Origin of the sequence: Marinobacter salinisoli (assembly GCF_017301335.1) — a bacterium.
Lineage (GTDB): Bacteria > Pseudomonadota > Gammaproteobacteria > Pseudomonadales > Oleiphilaceae > Marinobacter > Marinobacter salinisoli.
Map to the genome: position 1 here is coordinate 3040541 of NZ_CP071247.1, position 24979 is coordinate 3065519.

At 56.1% G+C, this 24979-nt stretch carries 17 protein-coding genes, 2 tRNA genes and 3 rRNA genes; 9 read left to right on the forward strand and 13 right to left on the reverse strand.

Annotation, left to right across the window (positions count from 1 at the left end):
• Positions 1 to 30 precede the first annotated feature (30 nt).
• Positions 31 to 225: a membrane lipoprotein lipid attachment site-containing protein gene (locus tag LPB19_RS13885; protein ID WP_206643485.1), complete on the reverse strand. Its 195-nt coding sequence runs from the start codon at positions 223 to 225 to the stop codon at positions 31 to 33.
• A 64-nt stretch (positions 226 to 289) separates the two neighbouring features.
• Positions 290 to 871 carry a DNA endonuclease SmrA gene (smrA, locus tag LPB19_RS13890; protein WP_206643486.1) on the reverse strand — a complete coding sequence of 194 codons (582 nt, stop codon included), beginning with the start codon at positions 869 to 871 and terminating at the stop codon, positions 290 to 292.
• 176 nt (positions 872 to 1047) lie between these two features.
• Here smrA and LPB19_RS13895 point away from each other — a divergent pair, with 176 nt between their 5' ends.
• From LPB19_RS13895 to LPB19_RS13930, 8 genes are all read left to right on the forward strand, one after another.
• On the forward strand, positions 1048 to 2964 hold the full coding sequence (locus LPB19_RS13895) for a putative nucleotidyltransferase substrate binding domain-containing protein (protein WP_206643487.1): 1917 nt from the start codon (positions 1048 to 1050) through the stop codon (positions 2962 to 2964).
• 32 nt (positions 2965 to 2996) lie between these two features.
• Complete coding sequence (locus LPB19_RS13900) at positions 2997 to 3704, forward strand: 3'-5' exonuclease (RefSeq protein ID WP_206643488.1); 708 nt, start codon at positions 2997 to 2999, stop codon at positions 3702 to 3704.
• Between the two features lie 192 nt (positions 3705 to 3896).
• Positions 3897 to 4160 carry a DUF4212 domain-containing protein gene (locus LPB19_RS13905; RefSeq protein WP_206643489.1) on the forward strand — a complete coding sequence of 88 codons (264 nt, stop codon included), beginning with the start codon at positions 3897 to 3899 and terminating at the stop codon, positions 4158 to 4160.
• A gap of 6 nt (positions 4161 to 4166) precedes the next feature.
• Complete coding sequence (locus LPB19_RS13910) at positions 4167 to 5933, forward strand: sodium:solute symporter family protein (protein ID WP_206643490.1); 1767 nt, start codon at positions 4167 to 4169, stop codon at positions 5931 to 5933.
• An 87-nt stretch (positions 5934 to 6020) separates the two neighbouring features.
• Positions 6021 to 6527 carry a hypothetical protein gene (locus tag LPB19_RS13915; RefSeq protein ID WP_206643491.1) on the forward strand — a complete coding sequence of 169 codons (507 nt, stop codon included), beginning with the start codon at positions 6021 to 6023 and terminating at the stop codon, positions 6525 to 6527.
• A gap of 43 nt (positions 6528 to 6570) precedes the next feature.
• Positions 6571 to 10086, forward strand: a complete 3516-nt coding sequence (locus LPB19_RS13920; protein ID WP_206643492.1) for a hybrid sensor histidine kinase/response regulator — start codon at positions 6571 to 6573, stop codon at positions 10084 to 10086.
• 98 nt (positions 10087 to 10184) lie between these two features.
• On the forward strand, positions 10185 to 10577 hold the full coding sequence (locus tag LPB19_RS13925) for a response regulator (RefSeq protein WP_206643493.1): 393 nt from the start codon (positions 10185 to 10187) through the stop codon (positions 10575 to 10577).
• A complete protein-coding gene (locus LPB19_RS13930; RefSeq protein WP_206643494.1) occupies positions 10480 to 10902 on the forward strand; it encodes a sensor histidine kinase in 423 nt (140 codons plus the stop codon). Before LPB19_RS13925 ends, LPB19_RS13930 begins: the two co-directional genes overlap by 98 nt.
• 152 nt (positions 10903 to 11054) lie before the next feature.
• On the opposite strand, the gene rrf is transcribed toward LPB19_RS13930, so the two are convergent.
• The 9 genes from rrf to LPB19_RS13975 form a co-directional block, all read right to left on the reverse strand.
• Positions 11055 to 11169, reverse strand: a 5S ribosomal RNA gene (gene rrf, locus LPB19_RS13935).
• Between the two features lie 79 nt (positions 11170 to 11248).
• Positions 11249 to 14141 (reverse strand): 23S ribosomal RNA (locus LPB19_RS13940).
• A gap of 304 nt (positions 14142 to 14445) precedes the next feature.
• Positions 14446 to 14521 (reverse strand) — tRNA-Ala (locus LPB19_RS13945).
• Between the two features lie 96 nt (positions 14522 to 14617).
• A tRNA-Ile gene (locus LPB19_RS13950) sits at positions 14618 to 14694 on the reverse strand.
• Positions 14695 to 14783: 89 nt separating this feature from the next.
• A 16S ribosomal RNA gene (locus LPB19_RS13955) occupies positions 14784 to 16323 on the reverse strand.
• The 16S, 23S and 5S rRNA genes sit together here with 2 tRNA genes alongside, the layout of an rRNA operon.
• Before the next feature lie 559 nt (positions 16324 to 16882).
• A complete protein-coding gene (gene purT / locus LPB19_RS13960; protein WP_206643495.1) occupies positions 16883 to 18079 on the reverse strand; it encodes a formate-dependent phosphoribosylglycinamide formyltransferase in 1197 nt (398 codons plus the stop codon).
• 54 nt (positions 18080 to 18133) lie between these two features.
• On the reverse strand, positions 18134 to 18316 hold the full coding sequence (locus tag LPB19_RS13965) for a DUF1289 domain-containing protein (protein WP_206643496.1): 183 nt from the start codon (positions 18314 to 18316) through the stop codon (positions 18134 to 18136).
• A complete protein-coding gene (locus LPB19_RS13970; RefSeq protein WP_206643497.1) occupies positions 18313 to 18846 on the reverse strand; it encodes a gamma carbonic anhydrase family protein in 534 nt (177 codons plus the stop codon). The genes LPB19_RS13965 and LPB19_RS13970 overlap by 4 nt, the downstream gene beginning before the upstream one ends.
• Before the next feature lies 1 nt (position 18847).
• Positions 18848 to 19435, reverse strand: a complete 588-nt coding sequence (locus tag LPB19_RS13975; protein ID WP_206643498.1) for an NUDIX hydrolase — start codon at positions 19433 to 19435, stop codon at positions 18848 to 18850.
• A gap of 96 nt (positions 19436 to 19531) precedes the next feature.
• On the opposite strand from LPB19_RS13975, the gene LPB19_RS13980 reads away from it, so the two are divergent.
• Positions 19532 to 20089: an NUDIX hydrolase gene (locus LPB19_RS13980; RefSeq protein ID WP_206643499.1), complete on the forward strand. Its 558-nt coding sequence runs from the start codon at positions 19532 to 19534 to the stop codon at positions 20087 to 20089.
• Here the strand turns inward: LPB19_RS13980 and LPB19_RS13985 are convergent, their stop codons facing one another.
• Positions 20090 to 20401: an NGG1p interacting factor NIF3 gene (locus LPB19_RS13985; RefSeq protein ID WP_206643500.1), complete on the reverse strand. Its 312-nt coding sequence runs from the start codon at positions 20399 to 20401 to the stop codon at positions 20090 to 20092. It abuts the gene before it with no gap.
• 417 nt (positions 20402 to 20818) lie between these two features.
• Positions 20819 to 24724, reverse strand: coding sequence for a phosphoribosylformylglycinamidine synthase (gene purL, locus LPB19_RS13990; RefSeq protein WP_206643501.1), 3906 nt, complete (start codon positions 24722 to 24724; stop codon positions 20819 to 20821).
• Positions 24725 to 24979 lie beyond the last annotated feature (255 nt).

The window sequence follows — 24979 nt, forward strand, 5'->3', positions numbered from 1 at the left end:
TGTTGTGCGTGGGCAGCCAAACCAGCCGCTTTATTTGACGACTTCTTTACCTTCAGAATTTACCCAGATCTTCCGGTCATTGTTCTGAATCTTGCCGTTGGTGTTCCAGATTTCGCGGTTTTCGCTCGTTGCTCCGTCGAGCTTGCCGTTGTCGTTCCAGATCACACGGTCTTTACAACCGGCCAAAGCAGTGACTGCCACCAGTACTAACATGACTTTTTTCAAAACAGATTCCTCTACTCGCCGCCTCTGAGGGCGTTATTATGAAATTTCTACATCAAAAGGCCGGTTACCGGCTTCCGTGAAGCTCACGGTTATGCTGTTTGTCCCGTTCACTTTTTCGCACCATCACATACACCGCGCCCGTTCCACCATGGTGTTTCTGGGCCGAATGAAACGCCAGCACATCGTCCAGTTCCGGCAACCACTTCGCCAGGTAACTCTTGAGCTGGGCGATGCCGTCCGGGTTCCGCTCGCCCTTGCCGTGCAGAATAATGACCGAGCGCAGGCCGTATCGAACACAATCCCCGATGAAGGTGAACACTTCGCGACGCGCCTCTTCAACCGTCATCCGGTGCAGATCAAGGCGGGCTTCGATGGGATACTGCCCTAGCCTTAGCTTGCGAAACACACCATGCTGAACCCCGGGCCGCATCCAATCCAGAACGTCATGCGCCTTCAGCGGCTCCACCATGTCCGATGTCAATGGATTGCGATCAATCAGCGGCTTCGCGATCGCGGACCGCTGGCGCTCCAGGTGCCCGGGCGTCAGTTCCTTCGGCGTTTTCACATCGGCCCGATTGGGCTTCTTGATGCGACGGACATCTTTCATCTCTTCCAGGAAGCTCAGGCGCTCTTCTTTTGTCGTCATCACGATGCTACTGAATAAATGTCTGTGAACCGGGTGACTTTACCATCCGCTAACCCGACCATAAAGCTGTGAAATCCGGCCCCGCCCTTCGACCAAAATCGAAGCGATTTTCGCCAATGTGGTGGACTACACTGGAATCTGGCAGATTCCATAATAAAAAGGAAAAGGACGTTTGCATGGCAGCCTCACCTCGGGACAGCAACCGGCCACAAAATACCCGGGCCATTATGAGCTTCCTCAGGGAGCATGCGCCTTTCTCTAACATGGACGACGCCCACCTCGCTCACTTCGCCGAACATGCCACACTGCGGTTTTACGCCGACGGCGATCAGGTGATATCCCCCGATGAAGGGGTTGTAAAACGGTTTTACGTTGTAAAACAGGGCCGGATTCGCGGCGAACGCCACTCTGCAAAAGAAGGTCGCGCCGAAACCACCTTTGAAATCAGTCTGGGCGAGTGTTTCCCACTGGCGGCCTTAATTGGCGAACGCCCGACCCGTACCTTGCACCGGGCGGTTGGCGACACCTTCTGCCTGAGCATCGAACAGGACGCGTTCATCACCCTGTTTTCCGATAGCGATCCCTTCCGGGACTTCTGCCTGCGTGGCGTCAGCAGCCTGTTGGATCAAGTCAACCGGCGCATTCAGTCCAAGGCTATGGCGTCCATGGGCTCCAGCAACACGCTGGACACCCCTCTGGAAAATTACGCCCTGCGCAACCCCATCGTGTGCTCCCCGGATCTTCCCGTGAGCAAGGCGGTGGCGCGCATGCATGACAACAACGTCGGCAGCATCATCGTCACCGACGATAACCGGCATCCGGCGGGCATTTTCACCTTGCGGGATTTGCGCACCCTGGTTGCCGAGGGCAAGAGCCCGCTCGACATCCCGATCGGGCAAGTCATGACCCCGGAACCCTGCTCCCTGCCGTCCGGTGCCGATGCCTTTGAAGCCGCCATGCTGATGGCAGAGCACCATTTTGCTCACCTGTGCGTGGTGGACGATGAAGACCACCTGATCGGCGTGGTGTCGGAGCGGGACCTGTTCTCGCTCCAGCGGGTGGATCTGGTGAACCTGGCCCGAACCATTGGCACCGCCACGCACCTGCGAACGCTGGTGGCGCTGCGGGCGGATGTGTCACGGCTGGTGGATTCGATGCTGGCCCACGGCGCGGATTCCGGCCAGGTAGTCAAGATCATCACCACCCTGAACGATGTCACCGTGCGCCGGGTGCTGGAACTGAACATCAAGCGCAACGACCCCGGCATTCCCTTTACCTGGCTGACCTTTGGCAGCGAAGGGCGGCAGGAACAAACCCTGCTGACCGACCAGGACAATGGCATTCTGTTCCTCACTCCCGAGGGCATGACCGAGGACCAGGTTCGGGAAAAGCTGCTGCCGTTCGCCCGAACGGTCAATGATGAGCTGGCTGAGTGTGGTTTCACCCTGTGCAAAGGCAACATCATGGCCAGCAATCCAAAGCTGTGCCTGAGTGACCAGGAGTGGGACGACTGGTTTATTCGCTTCATTGACGCCTCGACGCCGCAGAACCTGGTGTATTCCTCGATTTTCCTCGACATGCGGGCGGTATACGGCGACACGGAACCGCTGCACCTGCTGCTGGATAAAGTGCTCACCCGAATCCGCAAGAATGCCCTGTTCCAAAAGATGCTGGCCGGCAACGCCCTGCAACGCAAACCCCCGCTCACCATGTTCCGGAACTTCCGATACATCTCTGATGGTGATCGCCAGGCCCTGGATCTCAAGCGCCAGGGTCTGGCGCCGTTTGTGGAATCCGTGCGCGTGTTTGCCCTCGCAAACGGAGTCAAAACCGCCAACACCCTCGAGCGCATGGATGAACTGGTCAAAAAAGGCATCTTCGACGCGAAAGATGGCAATGCCTGGCGCGAGGCCTACAGCCTGATTCAGGCCATCCGCATGCGTGCGCACCAGGAGATGCTGAAACGCGACGAGGAACTTACCAATTTCATCGATCCGGACGATCTCAATCCGCTTGATCGCCGGATTCTACGGGAATCCTTCCGGCAGGCCCAACGACTGCAGCAGAAGCTGGAAGTGACCTACCAGTTCTGAGGCCAACCACTTTTGACGACGGAATTGCCACCATGCTCGAACAGATCAAACAGTGGATAGAGCGCCGACGAGGGCTCCAGATCGGCGAGCACGACCTGAGCAACCTACCGGAACCAAAGATCTCAAGCGATGTGCTGCTCAAAGACTGCCGGCTCATCGTTCTGGACCTGGAAACCACCGGCCTGAACCCGGCGAAGGACGAGGTGATCGCCATTGGTGCCGTAGCCATCAGCGGCGGAGTAATCCACCTGGATGATCAGTTTGACCTGATCCTGCGCCGCCCGGAACTGGATATCGCCGAAACGGTACTGATCCACGGCATCGGCAATGAAGCCCTGACCCATGGCCACGAAACCCAGGACGCCCTGCTCTACCTGTTGGAATGGATGAACGGCGATCCGGTGCTGGCCTATCATTCCGCCTTTGACCAGAAATTCCTCGAAAAGGCGCTTCGCCTGCAGATCGGCTACACCCGAAACCACCTGTGGATGGATGTTGCCGATTTGCTTCCAGCTCTGTTTCCGGACACCAAACCCGGTGGCAAAGGACTGGACAACTGGGCCGATGAATTTGGCCTGGAATTCAGTACCCGCCACCATGCCGCCGCCGACGCCATGGCCACCGCCGAATTGACCTTGATCGCGCTGAATAAAGCAGCCAAGGACGGAGTGAAAACGCTGGCGCAGCTGCACAACAAACTTCAGTACCACCGCCGGCTGCAAAACATGCACCGTTTTTAAGCACAGGCAGTCGAAAGCCAGGCTCGCAACTTACTGACCGTTAGACCTTTTGCCAATACCTATAAATGCCTTGACCGGTAAAGTCAGATAGGACAACAAGTCAAAGACCGGCTATATCAATTACAACATCGCAATAATAAATATCGACTGGCACTACCCGATTTAAACAACAACAAAGCAAGGAGCGATCCTATGTCTGGTCATAGCTACGATGCTGAAAACTACTGGAAGGCAAATCTCCGCCTGATTGTGGGGAGCCTGGTTGTCTGGGCTCTTGTTTCCTATGGCTTCGCCATTCTCTTACGTCCCATGCTCGCCGGAATCCCGGTGGGCGGTACCGACCTTGGTTTCTGGTTCGCCCAGCAAGGTTCGATCATCACGTTCATTGCCCTGATTTTTCACTACGCGTGGCGCATGAACAAGATCGACGAAAAATTCGGCGTACACGAGGAGTAAGACGCAATGAGTCAGTTTGCCATCAACATCATGTTCGTTGGGGGGTCATTCCTCCTGTACATCCTGATTGCTATTTGGGCCAAGGCCGGTAGCACCAAGGATTTCTACGTTGCCGGCGGTGGGGTACACCCTATCACCAACGGTATGGCAATCGGTGCCGACTGGATGTCGGCTGCGTCGTTTATCTCGATGGCCGGCCTGATTGCCGCCGGCGGCTACGCCAACTCCACCTTCCTGATGGGCTGGACCGGCGGTTACGTTTTGCTGGCCATGCTGCTGGCCCCTTACCTGCGGAAGTTCGGGAAGTTCACCGTACCTGAGTTTATCGGTGACCGTTTCTACAGCAGGAATGCCCGCCTGGTAGCGGTTATCTGCCTGATTGTGGCATCCGTTACCTACGTTATCGGCCAGATGGCTGGTGCGGGCGTGGCCTTCTCCCGCTTCCTGGAAGTGGACTCCACCATGGGTCTGATGATTGCCGCGGTCGTGGTCTTCATCTACGCCGTTCTGGGTGGCATGAAGGGCATCACCTACACCCAGGTGGCCCAGTACTGTGTGCTGATCGTTGCCTACACCATTCCTGCGGTATTTATCTCCCTGCAACTGACCGACACGGCCATTCCAGCCATCGGCCTGTTCTCCACCCACGTGGACTCCGGCGTTCCCCTTCTGACCAAGCTGAACGAAGTCATTACCGATCTCGGCTTTAACGAGTACACCGCTGACGTGGACAACAAGCTGAACATGGTGCTGTTCACGCTGTCACTGATGATCGGTACTGCGGGCCTGCCCCACGTAATCATTCGTTTCTTCACCGTGCCGAAAGTGGCCGATGCACGCTGGTCAGCGGGCTGGGCACTGGTTTTCATTGCCATCCTGTACCTGACTGCCCCGGCCGTTGCATCCATGGCTCGCCTGAACCTGATGACGACCATCTATCCGGACGGCACCTCTGCGGAAGCCATCGAGTATGAGGAGCGGCCTAACTGGGTCCGCGAGTGGGAAGTAACCGGCCTGATCGAGTTCACCGACAAGAACGAAGACGGTCGCATCCAGCTCTATAACGACTCACCGGATTTCGAAGCCGAAGCCACCTCACGAGGCTGGAAAGGCAACGAACTGGTGGTTAACCGCGACATCCTGGTACTGGCCAACCCGGAAATTGCTAACCTGCCGGGCTGGGTTATCGGCCTGATTGCTGCCGGTGGTCTGGCGGCAGCCCTGTCCACAGCCGCTGGTCTGTTGCTGGCCATTTCCTCTGCGGTGAGTCACGACCTGATCAAGGGCGCGATCAACCCGAATATCACAGAGCGCGGGGAACTGATGGCGGCGCGGATCTCTATGGCCGTGGCCATCGTCGTCGCAACCTGGCTTGGGGCAAACCCACCGGGCTTCGCCGCACAGGTTGTCGCACTGGCGTTCGGTATTGCTGCGGCCTCCCTGTTCCCTGCCCTGATGATGGGTATCTTCTCCAAGCGGGTTAACAACACCGGCGCCATTGCCGGCATGTTGACCGGTCTGGGCTTCACCCTGGTGTACATCTTTGTGTACAAGGGCTGGCTGTTCATTCCGGGCACCAACAATCTGCCGGATACTCCTGAGAACTGGGTACTGGGCATCTCACCACTGTCCATCGGTGCAGTTGGTGCGATCGTCAACTTTACGGTAGCCTTCCTGGTGTCCAACGCGACCGAGGAGCCGCCGGTTGAAATCCAGGATCTGGTTGAAAGCGTTCGCTATCCACGCGGCGCAGGCCAGGCTCAGGACCACTAAGTACCACCGTTCTCATTGATTCAATGAGTTAGACTGGATGGGCTTCCTCAACGAGGAAGCCCGTTCTTTTTTTGAGGAAGTAACAATATGTTCTGGACGTTCATCGCTACTGTTTTTTGTGGCCTCGGGGCTGCCGGTATAGCGCTTGGTATCCGTGCCGCAACCCGTAACAAAACTCCAAAGTGGCTGATCCCGGTGTTCGCCGGAGCGGGCATGCTGGCCTACCTGATTCAGGGGGAGTACGGCTGGTACGAGCATAAGAAACAGCTGTTGCCAGACGAGGCCGTCGTTGTCGACACCGAGGCAGACACCATGATCTGGCGCCCCTGGACCTTCGCGTTTCCCTACGTCACCGCCTTTTCCATCGTGGATACCGACAGCGTCAGCCGGGATGCCGACAACCCTGACGTTGTCAGCTTTACCCTCTACCGCTTCGAACAGAAACTGTCCGATGCCGTTTCCCACCGGGTTCATCTCCTCAATTGTCAGTCCCGGGAATTGGTTCCACTCGGCTCTGACGGACGCCCCCGTGTTGATAACTTGAAGGTCCTGGGCAATTCGGACACGCTGCTGAATACGGTCTGCACCGGTTAACCCCCAGCAAACATTGGTCTGGCCCTGACGGAGTTGTCTGCACATGTTTAGCCCCTGGCTGCTGGCACTGATTTCCATTGCCTACATCTCAATTCTCTTTGTCATCGCCTGGGCCGGCGACAGACAGCCGGGGCTGTACCGCCGCAGGGTCACGCGAACCCACATCTATGCATTATCACTGGCGGTCTACTTCACCTCCTGGACCTTCTATGGTGCAGTTGGCCGGGCCACCCAGGAGGGGCTGGGATTCCTGCCCATTTATCTTGGGCCCCTGCTGGTCTTCATCTTTGGGGCCCCCCTGCTTCGCCGCATCATCTACATCAGCAAACGAAGCAACAGCACGTCCATAGCCGATTTCGTGGCTTCCCGATACGGCAAGTCCCAGCTATTGGCGGCCATGATTGCTTTCTTCGCCCTGATTGGCAGCGTCCCGTATATTGCCCTGCAGCTCAAAGCCATCTCTATGGGCTTCAACGTGCTGTCGGATAACGGAACCGGGGTGCAGCCCTGGGACATCTCGGCCTGGAACGATTCGGCCTGGTACATCACCCTCGCGCTGGCAGTATTCACGGTGCTTTTCGGTACCCGTCATCTGGAATCGACCGAGCATCACCGCGGCATGATTCAGGCTGTCGCCTTCGAATCCCTGATCAAGCTTATTGCTTTCGTCGCGGTCGGGCTGTTTGTCGGTTACGGGCTCTATGGCGGTTTCGGGGATCTGCTTCAGCAAGTCCGAGAGGCGGACCTCGGTGGCGTGCTGACCACTGACAACGTGGCCCCCACAGCCTTTATTACCCAGACCCTTGTCGCCATGCTGGCGATCATCTGTTTGCCACGACAGTTTCACGTCATGGTGGTTGAAAACACCGACCACCGGGACTTCACTACCGCCCGCTGGGCGATGCCGATTTACCTGATCATCGCCAGCGCGTTCGTCCTGCCAATCGCCGCTGCAGGGCTGCTGACCTCCGGTAGCGAACAAATCAATCCGGATATCCTGATCCTCCAACTGCCTATTCAGGCCGGAGAAACCTGGCTGGCGATTCTCGCGTTCCTGGGCGGCGGTTCAGCGGCGGCCGCCATGGTTATCGTATGTTCGGTGGCGATTGCCACCATGGTGAGTAACGAAATCATCATGCCCGCGCTGCTGAAGTTTTTCCGGCCGCGCATGAACCGTCGTGCAGATCTCAGTTTCCTGCTGCTCAGCATCCGGCGTGTCGCCATATTTGTGGTGCTGCTCACAGCGTATGGTTTTTACCGCATGGCCGGGGAAGACCACAGCCTGACCGCATTCGGGCTTCTTTCCTTCGCCGCAGCGGCCCAGTTTGGGCCGGCACTGGTGGGTGGCATCCTGTGGCGCCGGGGCAACTACATGGGCGCGGTCTGGGGCCTCGCACTCGGCTTCCTGATGTGGAGCTATACCCTGCTTCTGCCCGCGCTGGCGGCCACCGGCTGGGTATCGGAAAGCCTGATCAACCAGGGCGTGTGGGGGCTCAACTGGACCCGCCCCACCGCCCTTTTTGGCATGGACATGGACCAGGTCAGCCACGGCATTATCTGGAGTCTGGGCATCAATGTCGTCACCTACATCACCCTGTCCTTACTGACCCGACAACGGGTTCGGGAAAAGATCCAGATTGCGTCCTTCTTTCACGATCCCGAGCCACGCAACGACACCCCCCAGCACCAGAGCTGGCAGGGCGAAATCCTGATTTCCGACCTGCAGGCGATAACAGACCGCTTCATGGGTGAGGACCGCTCAGAAACGGTTTTCCGCAACTACGAGCGACGCAACGCGATCCGACTGAACCCCCACCGTCCGGCATCCGGCCACCTGATGAAGTACATTGAGCGCCAGTTAGCCTCGGTGATCGGCGCATCTACCGCACGGGTGGTTCTGGAATCCACACTGACCGGCCGCGACATGCAGATCGAGGACGTCGTCAGCATCGTCGATGAAGCCTCCCAGGCCATGACGTTCAGTCGGGAGCTACTGCAATCGGCTATCGAAAACATCAGCCTTGGCGTGTCAGTGGTCAACCACCAGCAACAACTGGTGGTTTGGAATCACCGCTATCTGGAGCTCTTTAATTACCCGAAAGGGTTTGTGCGCGTGGGCCGGCCGGTGGAAGACCTGATGCGCTATAACCTGACCAACGCCAATTTGGCGGCGCGCCGGATTGATGAAATCATTGCCGATCGCTGCGCCAACATGCGCAGTGGCAAAGCCATGTCCTACGAACGCCAGCGCCCAGACGGGACCGTGTTGCGGATCGATGGCAGCCCCATTCCCGGCGGCGGCTACGTCACCACCTTCCAGGACATCACGCCGATGCGACGCACCGAGCAGGCCCTGAAAGAAACCAATATCTATCTTGAACAACGGGTAAAGGAGCGAACCCAGGAACTGCAAGTCATAAACGAGCAGATGCTCAAGGCGAAGTCAGTAGCGGAACAAGCCAACCAGAGCAAAACCCGTTTCCTGGCCTCGGCCAGCCACGACCTTCTGCAACCGCTCAATGCCGCACGCCTGTTCTCGTCGGCCCTGGCCGGTAAAACGACAGACGGCGAAGTGAGAGAGCTGGTGGAGCACATTGACAGCTCGCTGGGCGCAGCCGAGGAAATCATCAGTACCCTGCTCGATATTTCCAAGCTCGACGCCGGCGCACTGGAACCGGATATCGGCGTTTTCCCGGTTAACGACATGCTGCGCCACCTGGCAACGGACTTCTCGGCCATTGCCAAGGACCGCGGCCTGGAACTGAAGGTCGTGCCCTCCAGTGCCTGGGTTCGCTCCGATGCGAAACTGCTGCGCCGCGTGATCCAGAATTTCCTGTCCAACGCGATCCGCTACACCCCGCAAGGCAAGATTCTGCTAGGTTGTCGCCGGCTGAAAGGCTTTATCCGCATCGATGTCTGGGATACCGGCCCGGGGATACCGGACGACCAGCTCAACCACATCTTCGAAGAATTCCGCAGGTTCCAGCAAGGGCGGGATAAAAAAGGGCTCGGGCTGGGCCTCGCCATCGTCGAACGTATCAGCGGGATGCTCAACCACCCGGTTACCGTCCGCTCGGTGCAGGGCCATGGCAGCCTGTTCGCCATTACCGTCCCACTTGCCACGCCCGAGAAAGAGCCGAACACCAGAACCGCGCCCTTATCTGCTTCGCGCCGTGTCGCCAACCTTGGGGGCTTGCACGTGCTCTGTATCGATAACGACGACTCGATTCTTCAGGGCATGGTAGCTCTGCTCGGCAACTGGCAATGCGAGGTCACCGCTGCCGAGAGCCTCGACGATGCTCTTCAGAAGCTTGATGGCCGGGCGCCCGAAATTATCCTCGCTGACTATCAGTTAGACGACAACAAGAACGGTCTGGACGCGATGGACAGTATCCGAGACAGTTTTTCCCCGGACATACCGGGCATACTGATTACCGGCTACATGGCACCGGACGTGCGTGACGATGCCAATCAACGGGGCTTCCATGTGCTCTACAAGCCTGTGAAGCCGGCGGCACTTCGGGCCCTGGTTAACAAGTTACTGAAACAGAAGCCTTAATCAGCGAAGTCGAAACCCTAAACACCACCAGAGCCTTTGGCACGCTGTATTTCCTGATCATTGATGACTTTGCGAACTTCCGTGCCTCCCTCGGACAAATGCTGACGAGCTTTGGCGCCAACAATATCGAAGCCGTACCCCATCCCGCCGCGGCAATTCAACATTGCATGTACAACGCTGTAGATGTGGTGCTGTGTGACTACCTTCTGGGCAACGACAGAAATGGCCAGCACCTTCTCGAAGAGCTCAGGCATCGCAAGCTGCTCAAACGTTCTTCCCTGTTCCTGATGGTCACTGCGGAAACCTCCAAAGATGTGGTCATGGGCGCACGTGAAAACCAGCCCGACGCTTACCTGACCAAACCGCTTAACCGGACCATGTTGCAAAAACGGCTTGCTATCAGAGCATCTCGCCCGCCACAGGCCGCTGTTCGATGGCCTGGCGATTCGCTATTCGATAGAAGCAGAAGACATCACAGGCTTTTTCGATAGGGAGCTGATGACTGGCGTATTGAACAACATTATCAACAACGCCATTCGATACACCGACCGGCAAATTCGAATCATCGCCCGCACATCAGATGGTTTCTTGGTGATTGCTGTTGAAGACGACGGTAAGGGCTACCCGGAAGTGATGCTGACAGAGGGTGAGGCCAGTTTCGGTGCCGTGAATTTTGAGCGCGGCAGTACACGCCTCGGTCTCTACTTCGCCTCAGCCATTGCGAGACTGCACCAGCAGGATGAACGGCAGGGTGGGATTCGTCTGAGCAATGGCGGCAGTCTGGGCCGAGGTGTGTTCGAAATCTGGCTTCCCTGAAGCGCGGCTGTGATCGCTGCAGGGGAATGAACTCTATCCAGATGACCGATACACCAGGCGTAATCCGCAGGCAGATCGATCTGCTGACGTAGTTTTATTAGGGCAATAAAAAACCCCCGGCAGCGGAGCTGTCGGGGGTTTTGGTATTAAGAGTCTGACGATGACCTACTCTCGCATGGGCAATGCCACACTACCATCGGCGCAGGCCTGTTTCACTTCTGAGTTCGGGATGGGATCAGGTGGTTCCGGGCCGCTATGGTCGTCAGACAAAACGGTTGATCACTGGGAAGGACGAGATGGACTGTGATGTTGATTTCGCGTTATCCGCAATTGTCTTGGGTGTTATATAGTCAAGCCGCACGAGCAATTAGTACCGGTTAGCTCAACGCCTCGCAGCGCTTACACACCCGGCCTATCAACGTCCTGGTCTTGAACGGCTCTTTAGGGACCTCGAGGGTCCAGGGAGATCTCATCTTGGAAGGGGCTTCCCGCTTAGATGCTTTCAGCGGTTATCCTGTCCGAACATAGCTACCGGGCAATGCGTCTGGCGACACAACCCGAACACCAGAGGTTCGTCCACTCCGGTCCTCTCGTACTAGGAGCAGCTTTCCTCAAATCTCCAACGTCCACGGCAGATAGGGACCGAACTGTCTCACGACGTTCTAAACCCAGCTCGCGTACCACTTTAAATGGCGAACAGCCATACCCTTGGGACCGGCTTCAGCCCCAGGATGTGATGAGCCGACATCGAGGTGCCAAACACCGCCGTCGATGTGAACTCTTGGGCGGTATCAGCCTGTTATCCCCGGAGTACCTTTTATCCGTTGAGCGATGGCCCTTCCATACAGAACCACCGGATCACTATGACCTGCTTTCGCACCTGCTCGACGTGTCTGTCTCGCAGTTAAGCGGGCTTGTGCCATTACACTAACCGCATGATGTCCGACCATGCTTAGCCCACCTTTGTGCTCCTCCGTTACGCTTTGGGAGGAGACCGCCCCAGTCAAACTACCCACCACACAGTGTCCTCATCCCCGATAAGGGGACCAAGTTAGAACCTCAAACATGCCAGGCTGGTATTTCAAGGTTGGCTCCACCACCACTGGCGTGATGGTTTCAAAGCCTCCCAGCTATCCTACACAAGCATGCTCAAAGTTCACTGTGAAGCTATAGTAAAGGTTCACGGGGTCTTTCCGTCTAGCCGCGGATACACCGCATCTTCACGGCGATTTCAATTTCACTGAGTCTCGGGTAGAGACAGCGCCCCCATCGTTACGCCATTCGTGCAGGTCGGAACTTACCCGACAAGGAATTTCGCTACCTTAGGACCGTTATAGTTACGGCCGCCGTTTACCGGGGCTTCGATCAAGAGCTTCGCACGAATGCTAACCCCATCAATTAACCTTCCGGCACCGGGCAGGCGTCACACCCTATACGTCCACTTTCGTGTTTGCAGAGTGCTGTGTTTTTAATAAACAGTCGCAGGGGCCTGGTATCTTCGACCGGCTTCCGCTCCACCCGCAGGGGCTTCACGTACACACCGGCGTGCCTTCTCCCGAAGTTACGGCACCATTTTGCCTAGTTCCTTTACCCGAGTTCTCTCAAGCGCCTTGGTATTCTCTACCTGACCACCTGTGTCGGTTTGGGGTACGGTCTCGAATCACCTGAAGCTTAGAAGATTTTCCTGGAAGCATGGCATCAATGACTTCCCGCTCAATGAGCAGTCGTCGTCACGTCTCGGAATTGAGGACCCGGATTTGCCTAAGCCCTCTTCCTACTCGTTTAAACCGGGACAACCGTCGCCCGGCTCACCTAGCCTTCTCCGTCTCTCCATCGCAGTGATCCAAGGTACGGGAATATTAACCCGTTTCCCATCGACTACACCTTTCGGTCTCGCCTTAGGGGCCGACTCACCCTGCGCCGATTAGCGTTGCGCAGGAACCCTTGGTCTTCCGGCGTGCGGGTTTTTCACCCGCATTGTCGTTACTCATGTCAGCATTCGCACTTCTGATACCTCCAGCATGCTTCTCAACACACCTTCGCAGGCTTACAGAACGCTCCCCTACCCCGCATACAAAGTATGCAGCCGCAGCTTCGGTGACCAGTTTGAGCCCCGTTACATCTTCCGCGCAGGCCGACTCGACTAGTGAGCTATTACGCTTTCTTTAAAGGGTGGCTGCTTCTAAGCCAACCTCCTAGCTGTCTGAGCCTTCCCACATCGTTTCCCACTTAACTGGTACTTGGGGACCTTAGCTGGCGGTCTGGGTTGTTTCCCTCTCCACGACGGACGTTAGCACCCGCCGTGTGTCTCCCGGATAGTACTCACTGGTATTCGGAGTTTGCATGGGGTTGGTAAGTCGAGATGACCCCCTAGCCCAAACAGTGCTCTACCCCCAGTGGTATTCGTCCGAGGCGCTACCTAAATAGCTTTCGGGGAGAACCAGCTATCTCCGGGCTTGATTAGCCTTTCACTCCGATCCACAAGTCATCCCCTGGCTTTTCAACGACAGTGGGTTCGGTCCTCCAGTGCCTGTTACGGCACCTTCAACCTGCTCATGGATAGATCGCCCGGTTTCGGGTCTATGCCCAGCGACTAAGTCGCCCTATTCAGACTCGGTTTCCCTACGGCTCCCCTAGATGGTTAACCTCGCCACTGAACATAAGTCGCTGACCCATTATACAAAAGGTACGCCGTCACCCAACAAGTGGGCTCCGACTGCTTGTACGCATACGGTTTCAGGATCTATTTCACTCCCCTCACAGGGGTTCTTTTCGCCTTTCCCTCACGGTACTGGTTCACTATCGGTCAGTCAGGAGTATTTAGCCTTGGAGGATGGTCCCCCCATATTCAGACAGGATATCACGTGTCCCGTCCTACTCGATTTCACCAGACTCAGGTTTCGGATACGGGGCTATCACCCACTATGGCGGCACTTTCCAGAGCCTTCTCCTACCAGTTGTCTAGCTTAAGGGCTAGTCCCCGTTCGCTCGCCGCTACTAAGGGAATCTCGGTTGATTTCTTTTCCTCGGGGTACTTAGATGTTTCAGTTCCCCCGGTTCGCCTCTTACACCTATGTATTCAGTGTAAGATACCGACCCGAAAGTCGGTGGGTTTCCCCATTCAGAGATGTCCGGATCACAGCTCGTTTGCCAGCTCCCCGAACCTTATCGCAGGCTTCCACGTCTTTCATCGCCTCTGACTGCCAAGGCATCCACCGTATGCGCTTAGTTGCTTGACTATATAACCCCAAAACAACTGATCACGACCGAGCATCACCACCAGGCAAGCCTGATATTGATTCCCACTCGAGACCGTCATTCGAAGCTATAAACAACCACTTCAACGACACACCGGATAACGCTTGAAATCGTTATCACTTTGAACATTTTCTCTCGGAGATAATGAGAGAAAAATATTCGTCTATCTCGTCCAATTTGTTAAAGAGCAAATCTGACCCAGTGATCAGAAAGAAGAGCTTCACAATGGAAACGCTTGTTTCTGGACACTGCCAATCCGGCGCCGCCGAATCGATCAGTTAAGTTTGGTGGAGCTAGGCAGGATCGAACTGCCGACCTCCTGCGTGCAAGGCAGGCGCTCTCCCAGCTGAGCTATAGCCCCAATTCAGCTACTGCAAAAATTGTGTAGATCTAGGCGTCGTTTGGTGCCGCCTAGCCTGCTAGGCAAGCCATTCGACAACGACGAGCTACGCAATTTTGGTGGGTCTGGGTGGACTTGAACCACCGACCTCACCCTTATCAGGGGTGCGCTCTAACCACCTGAGCTACAGACCCAATGGCATGGGCCTGCTAGACCCGTTGCTCTCTTTAATTAGCCAACCAAGTAATTCGTGTGGACTCTGACCGAAGCGTTCGGCTTCGTTTAAGGAGGTGATCCAGCCGCAGGTTCCCCTACGGCTACCTTGTTACGACTTCACCCCAGTCATGAACCACACCGTGGTAATCGTCCTCCCGAAGGTTAGACTAACTACTTCTGGTGCAATCCACTCCCATGGTGTGACGGGCGGTGTGTACAAGGCCCGGGAACGTATTCACCGCGACATTCTGATTCGCGATTACTAGCGATTCCGACTTCACGCAGTCGAGTTGCAGACTGCGATCCGGACTACGATGCGTTTTGTGAGATTAGCTCCCCCTCGCGGGTTTGCAGCCCTCTGTACGCACCATTGTAGCACGTGTGTAGCCCTGGCCGTAAGGGCCATGATGACCTGACGTCATCCCCACCTTCCTCCGGTTTGTCACCGGCAGTCTCCCTAGAGTTCTCAGCCGAACTGCTAGCAACTAGGGATAGGGGTTGCGCTCGTTACGGGACTTAACCCAACATCTCACGACACGAGCTGACGACGGCCATGCAGCACCTGTCACTGCGTTCCCGAAGGCACCAATCTATCTCTAGAAAGTTCGCAGGATGTCAAGGCCAGGTAAGGTTCTTCGCGTTGCGTCGAATTAAACCACATGCTCCACCGCTTGTGCGGGCCCCCGTCAATTCATTTGAGTTTTAACCTTGCGGCCGTACTCCCCAGGCGGTCTACTTAGTGCGTTAGCTGCGCCACTAAAGATTCAAGATCTCCAACGGCTAGTAGACATCGTTTACGGCGTGGACTACCAGGGTATCTAATCCTGTTTGCTCCCCACGCTTTCGCACCTCAGTGTCAGTGTTGGTCCAGGTAGCCGCCTTCGCCACTGGTGTTCCTTCCTATATCTACGCATTTCACCGCTACACAGGAAATTCCACTACCCTCTACCACACTCTAGTCTGACAGTTCGAAATGCCGTTCCCAGGTTAAGCCCGGGGCTTTCACATCTCGCTTATCAAACCACCTACGCGCGCTTTACGCCCAGTAATTCCGATTAACGCTTGCACCCTCCGTATTACCGCGGCTGCTGGCACGGAGTTAGCCGGTGCTTCTTCTGTAGGTAACGTCAAGCCTCACGAGTATTAGTCGCAAGGTTTTCCTCCCTACTGAAAGTGCTTTACAACCCGAAAGCCTTCTTCACACACGCGGCATGGCTGGATCAGGGTTTCCCCCATTGTCCAATATTCCCCACTGCTGCCTCCCGTAGGAGTTCGGGCCGTGTCTCAGTCCCGATGTGGCTGATCATCCTCTCAGACCAGCTACGGATCGTCGCCTTGGTAAGCCTTTACCTCACCAACTAGCTAATCCGACTTAGGCTCATCTGATAGCGCAAGGTCCGAAGATCCCCTGCTTTCCCCCGAAGGGCGTATGCGGTATTAATCCGAGTTTCCCCGGGCTATCCCCCACTACCAGGCAGATTCCTAAGCATTACTCACCCGTCCGCCGCTCGTCAGCGGGTAGCAAGCTACCCCTGTTACCGCTCGACTTGCATGTGTTAAGCCTGCCGCCAGCGTTCAATCTGAGCCATGATCAAACTCTTCAGTTTAAATCATATAGCGATCCGAAAATCGCAAATCTTGCTCAAGACAAAACTCAATTTCGACGAGTCACTGTCCTGATATTTCATGTCCGAAATACCTCGGCCAGCGCCCACACGAATTACTTGGTTAACTTTTTAAAGAACGTTGAGCCGTTGCTCAATCAAGGCCGCGTATTCTACATCGAATCCCGACCCTGTCAACCGTTGTTTTGAAGTAATTTTCGAAGCTCTCAACAAACTTCCAAACCACTCAAACCTTCCGGCTTGCTCCGAAGAGCGAGGCGCGCATTCTACAGTGAATCGCCACCTTGTCAATCGCTTTCTTGAAGAATCTTTAAAACCATCTTCTTCAACAATTTCAATCAACTACCTCTGAAAATCCGCGCCTTGCCGGCGCCGTGTCCCTCAGAAGTGGTGCGCATTCTACAGGCCACAGGCAGACTGTCAACGCGCTTTTTTAACATTTCTTACGATGCTTCGGTTTCCCCCTATACACCGCCCTCAGAACTGCTCAACCTATGACCAGAATGTTCGCGCTTTGTTCAAAACGGACTGAATTTTCTGATCACAGCTCAACCTTGACTGCAGCAGCCGACGACCTTGCCTTTTCCCGCGCCTCTTCAATGGAGTTAGCTCGGGCCAACGCCACGCCCATTCGCCGACGCCCCCTCAACTCCGGCTTGCCAAAGAGCCTCAGCTGCGTGTCTGGCTCAAGCAACGCCGTTTCAAGACCGGAAAAGGCAATATTGACCGACTCACCTTCCGGCAGGATGACGGCCGAAGCAGACGGGCCGCTCTGACGAATGCCCGGGATGGGCAGACCAAGAATCGCACGAGCGTGGAGCGCGAACTCCGACAGGTCCTGGGACACCAGGGTGACTAACCCGGTGTCGTGTGGGCGCGGCGACACTTCGGAAAACCAGACATCATCCCCTTTGATAAATAGCTCGACTCCATAAAGGCCGTCACCGCCAAGGTTCTCCACGATCTTACGAGCGATTTCTTTTGAACGCTCCAGCGCGAGGGCCGACATGGGCTGGGGCTGCCAGGACTCACGATAGTCACCCTCTACCTGCTGATGACCAATCGGATCACAAAAAGAGATCCCGTCGCCATGCTTCACAGTAAGCAACGTAATTTCATAATCGAAATCCACGAAGCCCTCTATAATCACCCGCCCTTTGCCGGCACGCCCCCCGGACTGGGCATACTCCCAGGCGGGCTCGATATCCCCCTCGGCTTTCACGGTACTCTGACCTTTACCGGATGAGCTCATGATCGGCTTGACCACCAAAGGAAGCCCTACCGCCTTTACTGCGTCGAGGTATTCCTGTTTCGTCCCGGCAAAGCGATAAGGAGAGGTTGGCACCCCTTCTTCTTCAGCAGCCATTCTGCGAATGCCCTCCCGATTCATCGTGAGGTTAACGGCCCGCGCCGTGGGTACTACCCGATATCCCTCTTCTTCGAGCTTGACCAACTCGGACGTCGCGATAGCTTCAATTTCCGGAACAATCAGATTGGGCCGCTCCAGTTCAATAATCCGACGCAGCTCGACGGCATCCAGCATATCGATGACATGGCTACGGTGAGCAACCTGCATGGCCGGCGCATTGGCGTACCGGTCCACGGCAATGACTTCGACACCATATCGCTGAAGCTCGATAACGACCTCTTTGCCGAGCTCCCCCGAACCACAAAACAAAACTTTGAACGCACTGTCCTTAAGGGGGGTACCGATACGTACACCAGGTTTATCTGCCATGTCCTCACCTGCCCGCTAAAATAGCTAAATAGAGAAAAGGCGCCCAACGACGCCTCAGAGAGAAACCTTTTCTTCGCGCTTTGCGACGCTTTTCAGCACCTCACGCCGCTCTTCATCGGTCATCTGTGTCCAGCGAAGGATCTCATCTCCGGTTCGCTGACACCCGATACACATGTCATTTTCATCGAGCGCACACACATGAACGCACGGGGAGCGAACTCTGTCTCGCACACTCATCGAATAGGCTCACACTGCTTCAATGATTCAAGATACCGGGCGCCATTCTGCACATAGTGCTGGGCGCTCATTTCCAGCATCTTTTTCTGGCTGTCATTCAGCTCACGTTTTATCTTTCCGGGCGACCCCACAACCATGGAGCCATCAGGAATTTCCATTCCCTCCGGGATCAGCGTATTCGCGCCGATCAGACAGTGCTTACCTATCTTTGCCCCATTGAGAACGACCGCATTGATACCGATAAGAGAGTAGTCACCAATCTCGCAACCGTGGAGCATCGCTTTGTGCCCAACAGTAACGCCACGACCAAGGGTCAGCGGGATACCCGGATCCGTGTGGAGCACCGAACCATCCTGCACGTTGCTCTGGGGGCCAACGGTAATCCATTCGTTATCACCGCGAATGACCACGTTGAACCAGACACTGGACTGCTCCATCAATCGAACACGACCAATAATAGATGCGTTTTCCGCAACGAACTGGCCGCCGCCGACCAACTCGGGTATTCGCTCGCCCAACTCATAAAACATTTCAGTCTCCCTTCGGTGGCTCTAATAAATCGATGCCGGCATCGTACACAGCGTTCAGGAAATCGACCAGAACCACAGCAGACATTCCCCATATCTGATAGCGCTCCCAGCGGTAACAGGGCACGTAGAGCGTGTGATTCATGAATGGGAGGGCATCGGTGCGTTCTCGCCTGTCCTCGAGGAAAAAAGACAGCGGCACACGGAAGATGCTCTCAATTTCATCCGGGTTGTGCTCAAGCGGATAATCAGCAGGAATCACCCCCACATACGGTGTCACAAGAATCCCATACCGTGACATCACCTGACTGAGTGGCGCGATTACATCTACCTGTTCCGGCGGCAAACCGATTTCCTCGTGAGTCTCCCTGAGTGCCGTTGACTCCAGAGTTGAGTCCTGCAGATCCCGACGACCGCCGGGATAAGACACCTGACCACGATGCGTGGTCAGTTTTGCTGACCGGAGCGTAAACACCATTTCGGGATTTCGATGGTCGTCAGTCACGGGCACCAGAATGCCCGCTTCAGGATAATCGAGTGCCAGTTGTCGGGGGGCGTAAGAGGCAAGACGCTCAGCAAGTAAATCTCGCAAGTTATGACTCCAGATACATAAGCACGCTGCATGAGACACAGACAGCCTTGATGGGTAAACTGACCACCTGATGTTATTCAGTATACGGGGAAAACCATGAAGTACTGCAGCACCTGCGGCCATCCGGTTGAACAGCGCATTCCCGAGGGCGATAACCGGCACCGCTATGTATGCATCAGCTGCGAAGAGATACATTACCAGAACCCGCGAATTGTTGCCGGCACCGTTCCTGTATGGGAGGGAAAAATTCTTTTGTGCCGACGGGCCATCGAACCCCGCTATGGCTACTGGACCCTGCCCGCCGGATTTATGGAAAACGCAGAAACCACGGTCGAGGCCGCCATGCGAGAGACAATGGAAGAGGCACTGGCTGAGGTGGTCGTGGACGGGCTGTACTCGATCATCGACGTGCCACACATTAACCAGGTGCACATGTTTTACCGAGCGTCGTTAAAAGACGGCCGGTTCGGTGCCGGCGAAGAATCACTGGAATCTCGCCTGTTTGATCTGGCAGACATCCCGTGGGGCGAAATATCCTTCCCAACCGTCAGAAAAACGCTTGAGCTGTTCGTCGAAGATGTAAAAAACGATTCGTTCGGCGTTCATATCGATGACATCCGTCGGCCGATGTCCGCCACCAGCAAGACCGGCTGATCACAGCACTTCCATTCGATAGACTTCATACGCGGGCTCTTCATAAGGATGAGCTCGCTTAAGCGCCCCCAACGCGGCCCTGATCACGTCATCCTCACACACCAGCTCAACCTTGTATTCCTCGACCTGTTCGACCTCCCCGCACTTCCCCAGGAACGGATCGCTACCTTCCAATGGCCGGAATTGACCCCGCCCCTGGCACTGCCATGCACAACTGTCGTAGTCACCAATCCTACCGGCACCAGCGTCGAACAAAGCCTGCTTGGTTATCTCAAGGTGAGACGCTGGAACGAAGTAGCACAATTTATACATAGACCCTCCAGTATCGTATATTTTTTGATCAACTCAATGGCTTATGAACTTACCCACAGAATCTGTGGATAACTTTGGGGAAAGTTTTTGGGTATAGGCCCCAAGACCCCGTGATTACTACACTTAGGTTAAATTGGTGACAAATTCACCCATAATATTTTTCTTTTTATTTTCAACATCTTACAAGTCAGAAGAAAAAACTGAACTTATCTCTCAAGCTTTGTGCACGGAACACCCAAAAAGGCACCAGGAGTGTGCATAAACCAAATCAGTCAAGCCTTTTTTTCCGCTTATTCACCTTTTTTCGGTTGACTCGCGCCTTTAAAGGGCAGCGCAGCGCCCACAAAAAAACCGGCCGGAAAAACGCCGATGCTTCAGCGCTCTTCAGGCCGGTTTCGTTACCCGGGCTTCAGGTCATTAACCGAACCACCGGCGCGCGTTCCGGAACATACGCATCCAGGGTCCGTCCTCTTGCCAGTCATCTGGCCGCCAGGAATGCTGAATCGCACGGAATACGCGCTCCGGATGGGGCATCATAATAGTGACCCGGCCATCCCGGGTAGTGACACCGGTAATGCCCGCCTCAGAGCCGTTCGGATTGAACGGGTAGCGGGTAGTCGCCTGGCCCCGGTTGTCCACATAACGCAAAGCAACCATGTCGCGCTCCATCAGGCTCTCGACAGTGTCGTCACCAGCAAACTCCACCCGCCCCTCACCGTGGGCCACGGCGATCGGCATGCGGGAGCCGGCCATGCCATCGAGGAAGGCTGATGGCGACGGCATGACTTCCGTCATCACCAAACGGGCCTCGAACTGTTCGGACTGGTTTCGGACAAACCGGGGCCAGCCATCGCTGCCGGGGATCAGCTCATGCAGATTGGAGAGCATCTGACAGCCGTTACACACCCCCAGTGCCAGGGTGTCCTGCCGGTTAAAAAACGCAGCGAACTGATCGCGGACCCGGTCATTGAACAGAATGGACTTTGCCCACCCCTCACCGGCGCCCAACACATCCCCGAACGAGAAGCCACCACAGGCCACCAGACTCTTGTACCCGTCCAGCGTTACTCGCCCGGCCAGAAGATCACTCATGTGGACATCCACAGCCTCGAAACCGGCGCGATCGAACGCCGCGGCCATCTCAACCTGGCCATTCACGCCCTGCTCGCGCAACACAGCCACCTTCGGACGCGCACCACGATTGATAAACGGCGCGGCCACGTCTTCGTTGATGTCGAAGGACAGCTCGGCGCTCAGGCCAGGATCTTCTGCGTCCAGCAGGTTATCGAATTCTTCCTGCGCGCAGTCTGCGTTATCCCGCAGGGACTGGACCCGGAAGCTGGTTTCTGCCCACAACCGCTGGAGCGTCGCACGGGGTTCATCAATGAAAGTACTGTCTTCAAAACTGAAGCGGATACGATCCTCGCTGTTGAGGCTACCGATCACACTGGAGTGCTCACCCAGGCCCGCTGCGGACAGCTGCTGAAGCACGAACGCCGTGTCATCCTTGCGTACCTGAATGACCGCCCCAAGCTCTTCATTAAAAATCTCGCGAGCCAGCTGTACCTTTTTATCCACCAGCCCGTCGAGCCGCACATCAATACCAACATGCCCGGCGAAGGCCATTTCAGCCAGCGTCACGAACGCACCGCCATCAGAGCGGTCATGGTAAGCCAGCAGTTTACCGTCGGCATTCAGGCCCTGAATCACCGCAAAGAACGCCTTGACGTCCTCGGGGTTGTCCAGGTCCGGGGCAACAGCGCCTACCTGCTTGTACACCTGCGCCAGCGCGGATCCGCCCAGCCGGTTCTGGCCAGCGGCCAGATCGATCAGGATCAGATCGGTCTCACCAGCATCGGTGCGCAGCTGAGGGGTCAGGGTGCGGGCAACATCCGTGACCGGTGCAAAGCCGCTGACAACGAGTGACAGCGGTGCAGTTACACTCTTTTGCTCTCCGTTGTCCTCTTCCCAGGTGGTCTTCATTGACATGGAGTCTTTCCCCACCGGGATGGTGATCCCCAGCTCAGGGCACAGCTCCATGCCGACGGCGCGCACGGTTTCGTAGAGATTTTCGTCTTCGCCGGGATGACCTGCTGCCGCCATCCAGTTAGCGGACAGACGGATGTCCGACAGCTTGCCAATCGGTGCTGCAGCGATGTTGGTAATAACCTCGCCCACCGCCATGCGGCCGGACGCCGGCGCGTCAATCACGGCAACTGGCGTACGTTCACCCATGGCCATGGCCTCGCCAGTTTGAACGTCATAGGCGGCCGTTGTCACAGCCACGTCACTGACCGGCACCTGCCACGGGCCCACCATCTGGTCCCGGGCCACCAGACCGGTAATGGTCCGGTCACCAATGGTGATCAGAAAGCTCTTCGAACCGACCGAGGGCAGGCGCAGTACCCGACGAACGGCATCGTTCAGATCAATCTTGGAAGAGTCGAAAATTGGCTTGGTAAAGGACGAGCGACTGACACTTCGATGCATGCGCGGCGGCTTGCCAAACAGCACCTCCATCGGAAGATCCACCGGCTTCTCATCAAAGTAGGAATCACCCAGTTCCAGATGATGCTCTTCCGTCGCTTCACCGATCACCGCGTAGGGGCAACGCTCCCGGCGGCACAGGGCGTCAAATTGCTCCAGGTTTTCCTGAGCAACCGCAAGCACATAACGCTCCTGAGATTCGTTGCACCAGATTTCCAGGGGCGACATGCCTGGCTCATCGCTGGGGATTTCGCGCAACTCAAACTTACCGCCGCGACCACCATCCTTGACCAGTTCCGGCATCGCGTTGGACAGGCCACCCGCACCGACGTCATGGATGAAGGCAATCGGGTTGTTGTCACCCATTTGCCAGCACCGGTCGATGACTTCCTGGCAGCGGCGCTCCATTTCGGGGTTATCCCGCTGAACCGAGGCAAAATCCAGGTTTTCGTTACTGGACCCCGAATCCATGGACGACGCCGCGCCACCCCCCAGGCCGATCAGCATAGAAGGCCCGCCCAGTACGATCAGCTTGGCCCCCACCGGAATGTTGCCTTTTTCGACGTGTTCTTCGCGGATGTTGCCGAGCCCGCCGGCAATCATAATAGGTTTGTGGTAGCCGCGAACTTCCTCACCCGCAGGGCCTGGCACCTTCTCTTCGAAGGTACGGAAATACCCGGCAAGGTTGGGACGACCGAATTCGTTATTAAAGGAGGCACCCCCGATCGGCCCTTCGATCATGATATCCAGCGCCGACACGATCCGATCCGGCTTGCCGTAATTCCCCTCCCATGGCTGGATATCGCCAGGCAGATTCAGGTTGGACACGGTAAACCCGGTGAGCCCGGCTTTTGGCTTGGAGCCTCGGCCAGTGGCACCTTCGTCCCGGATCTCGCCACCGGAGCCTGTTGCTGCGCCGGCCGCCGGCGCAATCGCCGTAGGGTGGTTGTGGGTTTCCACCTTCATCAAAATATGGATGTCTTCTTCGTTGTAGCCGTAAACACCACTTTCCGGGTTCGGGAAGAAGCGGCCACCGCGACTACCGCGAATCACGGACGCATTGTCTTTGTAAGCAGACAGCACGCCTTCACTGTTCATTTCATAAGTGTTACGGATCATCGCGAACAGCGACTTTTCCTGTCCTTCACCGTCGATATCCCAGGACGCATTGAAAATCTTGTGGCGGCAATGCTCCGAGTTCGCCTGGGCGAACATCATCAGCTCAACGTCGGTTGGATCCCGCTGCAGATCCGTGAACGACTTGGTGAGGTAGTCGATCTCATCTTCTGCCAGAGCCAGCCCGAGACGACCATTGGCTTCGACAAGCGCAGCACGGCCACCCTCGAGCACCGGAACGCGTTCAAGCGGCCGAGGCTCGTCATGGCTGAACAGGAGTCCCGCACCGGCCATTTCATGGAACACGGTCTGGGTCATGCGATCGTGCAGCAGCGCCGCAATATCCTCGCGCTGGGCGAGACTCAGCTTACGGCTGGCACGTACATAAAAGGCTGTGCCGCGTTCGATACGCTGGATCTGACGCAGGCCACAGTTACGGGCAATGTCGGTGGCCTTGCTGGACCAAGGCGACAAGGTACCCGGGCGGGGCACCACCAGGAACAAAACGCCGTCTGGCTCTTCCGTTGGCACGCTCGGCCCATACTTCAGAAGCCGCTCCAGAATCGCCTGCTCCGATGCCGAAAGATCCGTTTCGAGATCCACAAAGTGCATGAATTCGGCGTAAACGTGCTCCACCTCAGGCACCACGTCCTGGATTCGAGCGTGCAATTTACGGGAACGAAAAGGCGAAAGCGCCGGGGCGCCGCGAAGTTCGAGCATGATGTCAACCTGTATCGCGCGAGAAGAGGAAATCTGGATGAATTTGGAAAGGCCGCCATGATACTCCAAAGCCGGACCGGGATACAGTTTCCGTACCCCCCTGGAAACTGGACAATTGACATTGTTTTGCATATTACTTAGGCAAGCCGTGTTGACCAATGCTCACAGGGCGTTGATCATTCAGGTGTGGATGGAAGCCACACTCAGCACGACATCGGATGCGTCTATTTCTTCAAACCTGACGTATCCCGACGA

What these genes read in the sequence shown, in the direction of transcription:
- smrA (WP_206643486.1), bottom strand. Translation starts at nt 871, where the DNA reads ATGACGACAAAAGAAGAGCGCCTGAGCTTCCTGGAAGAGATGAAAGAT.
- LPB19_RS13895 (WP_206643487.1), top strand. Translation starts at nt 1,048, where the DNA reads ATGGCAGCCTCACCTCGGGACAGCAACCGGCCACAAAATACCCGGGCC.
- LPB19_RS13900 (WP_206643488.1), top strand. Translation starts at nt 2,997, where the DNA reads ATGCTCGAACAGATCAAACAGTGGATAGAGCGCCGACGAGGGCTCCAG.
- LPB19_RS13905 (WP_206643489.1), top strand. Translation starts at nt 3,897, where the DNA reads ATGTCTGGTCATAGCTACGATGCTGAAAACTACTGGAAGGCAAATCTC.
- LPB19_RS13910 (WP_206643490.1), top strand. Translation starts at nt 4,167, where the DNA reads ATGAGTCAGTTTGCCATCAACATCATGTTCGTTGGGGGGTCATTCCTC.
- LPB19_RS13915 (WP_206643491.1), top strand. Translation starts at nt 6,021, where the DNA reads ATGTTCTGGACGTTCATCGCTACTGTTTTTTGTGGCCTCGGGGCTGCC.
- LPB19_RS13920 (WP_206643492.1), top strand. Translation starts at nt 6,571, where the DNA reads ATGTTTAGCCCCTGGCTGCTGGCACTGATTTCCATTGCCTACATCTCA.
- LPB19_RS13925 (WP_206643493.1), top strand. Translation starts at nt 10,185, where the DNA reads ATGCTGACGAGCTTTGGCGCCAACAATATCGAAGCCGTACCCCATCCC.
- purT (WP_206643495.1), bottom strand. Translation starts at nt 18,079, where the DNA reads ATGGCAGATAAACCTGGTGTACGTATCGGTACCCCCCTTAAGGACAGT.
- LPB19_RS13965 (WP_206643496.1), bottom strand. Translation starts at nt 18,316, where the DNA reads ATGAGTGTGCGAGACAGAGTTCGCTCCCCGTGCGTTCATGTGTGTGCG.
- LPB19_RS13970 (WP_206643497.1), bottom strand. Translation starts at nt 18,846, where the DNA reads ATGTTTTATGAGTTGGGCGAGCGAATACCCGAGTTGGTCGGCGGCGGC.
- LPB19_RS13980 (WP_206643499.1), top strand. Translation starts at nt 19,532, where the DNA reads ATGAAGTACTGCAGCACCTGCGGCCATCCGGTTGAACAGCGCATTCCC.
- LPB19_RS13985 (WP_206643500.1), bottom strand. Translation starts at nt 20,401, where the DNA reads ATGTATAAATTGTGCTACTTCGTTCCAGCGTCTCACCTTGAGATAACC.
- purL (WP_206643501.1), bottom strand. Translation starts at nt 24,724, where the DNA reads ATGCTCGAACTTCGCGGCGCCCCGGCGCTTTCGCCTTTTCGTTCCCGT.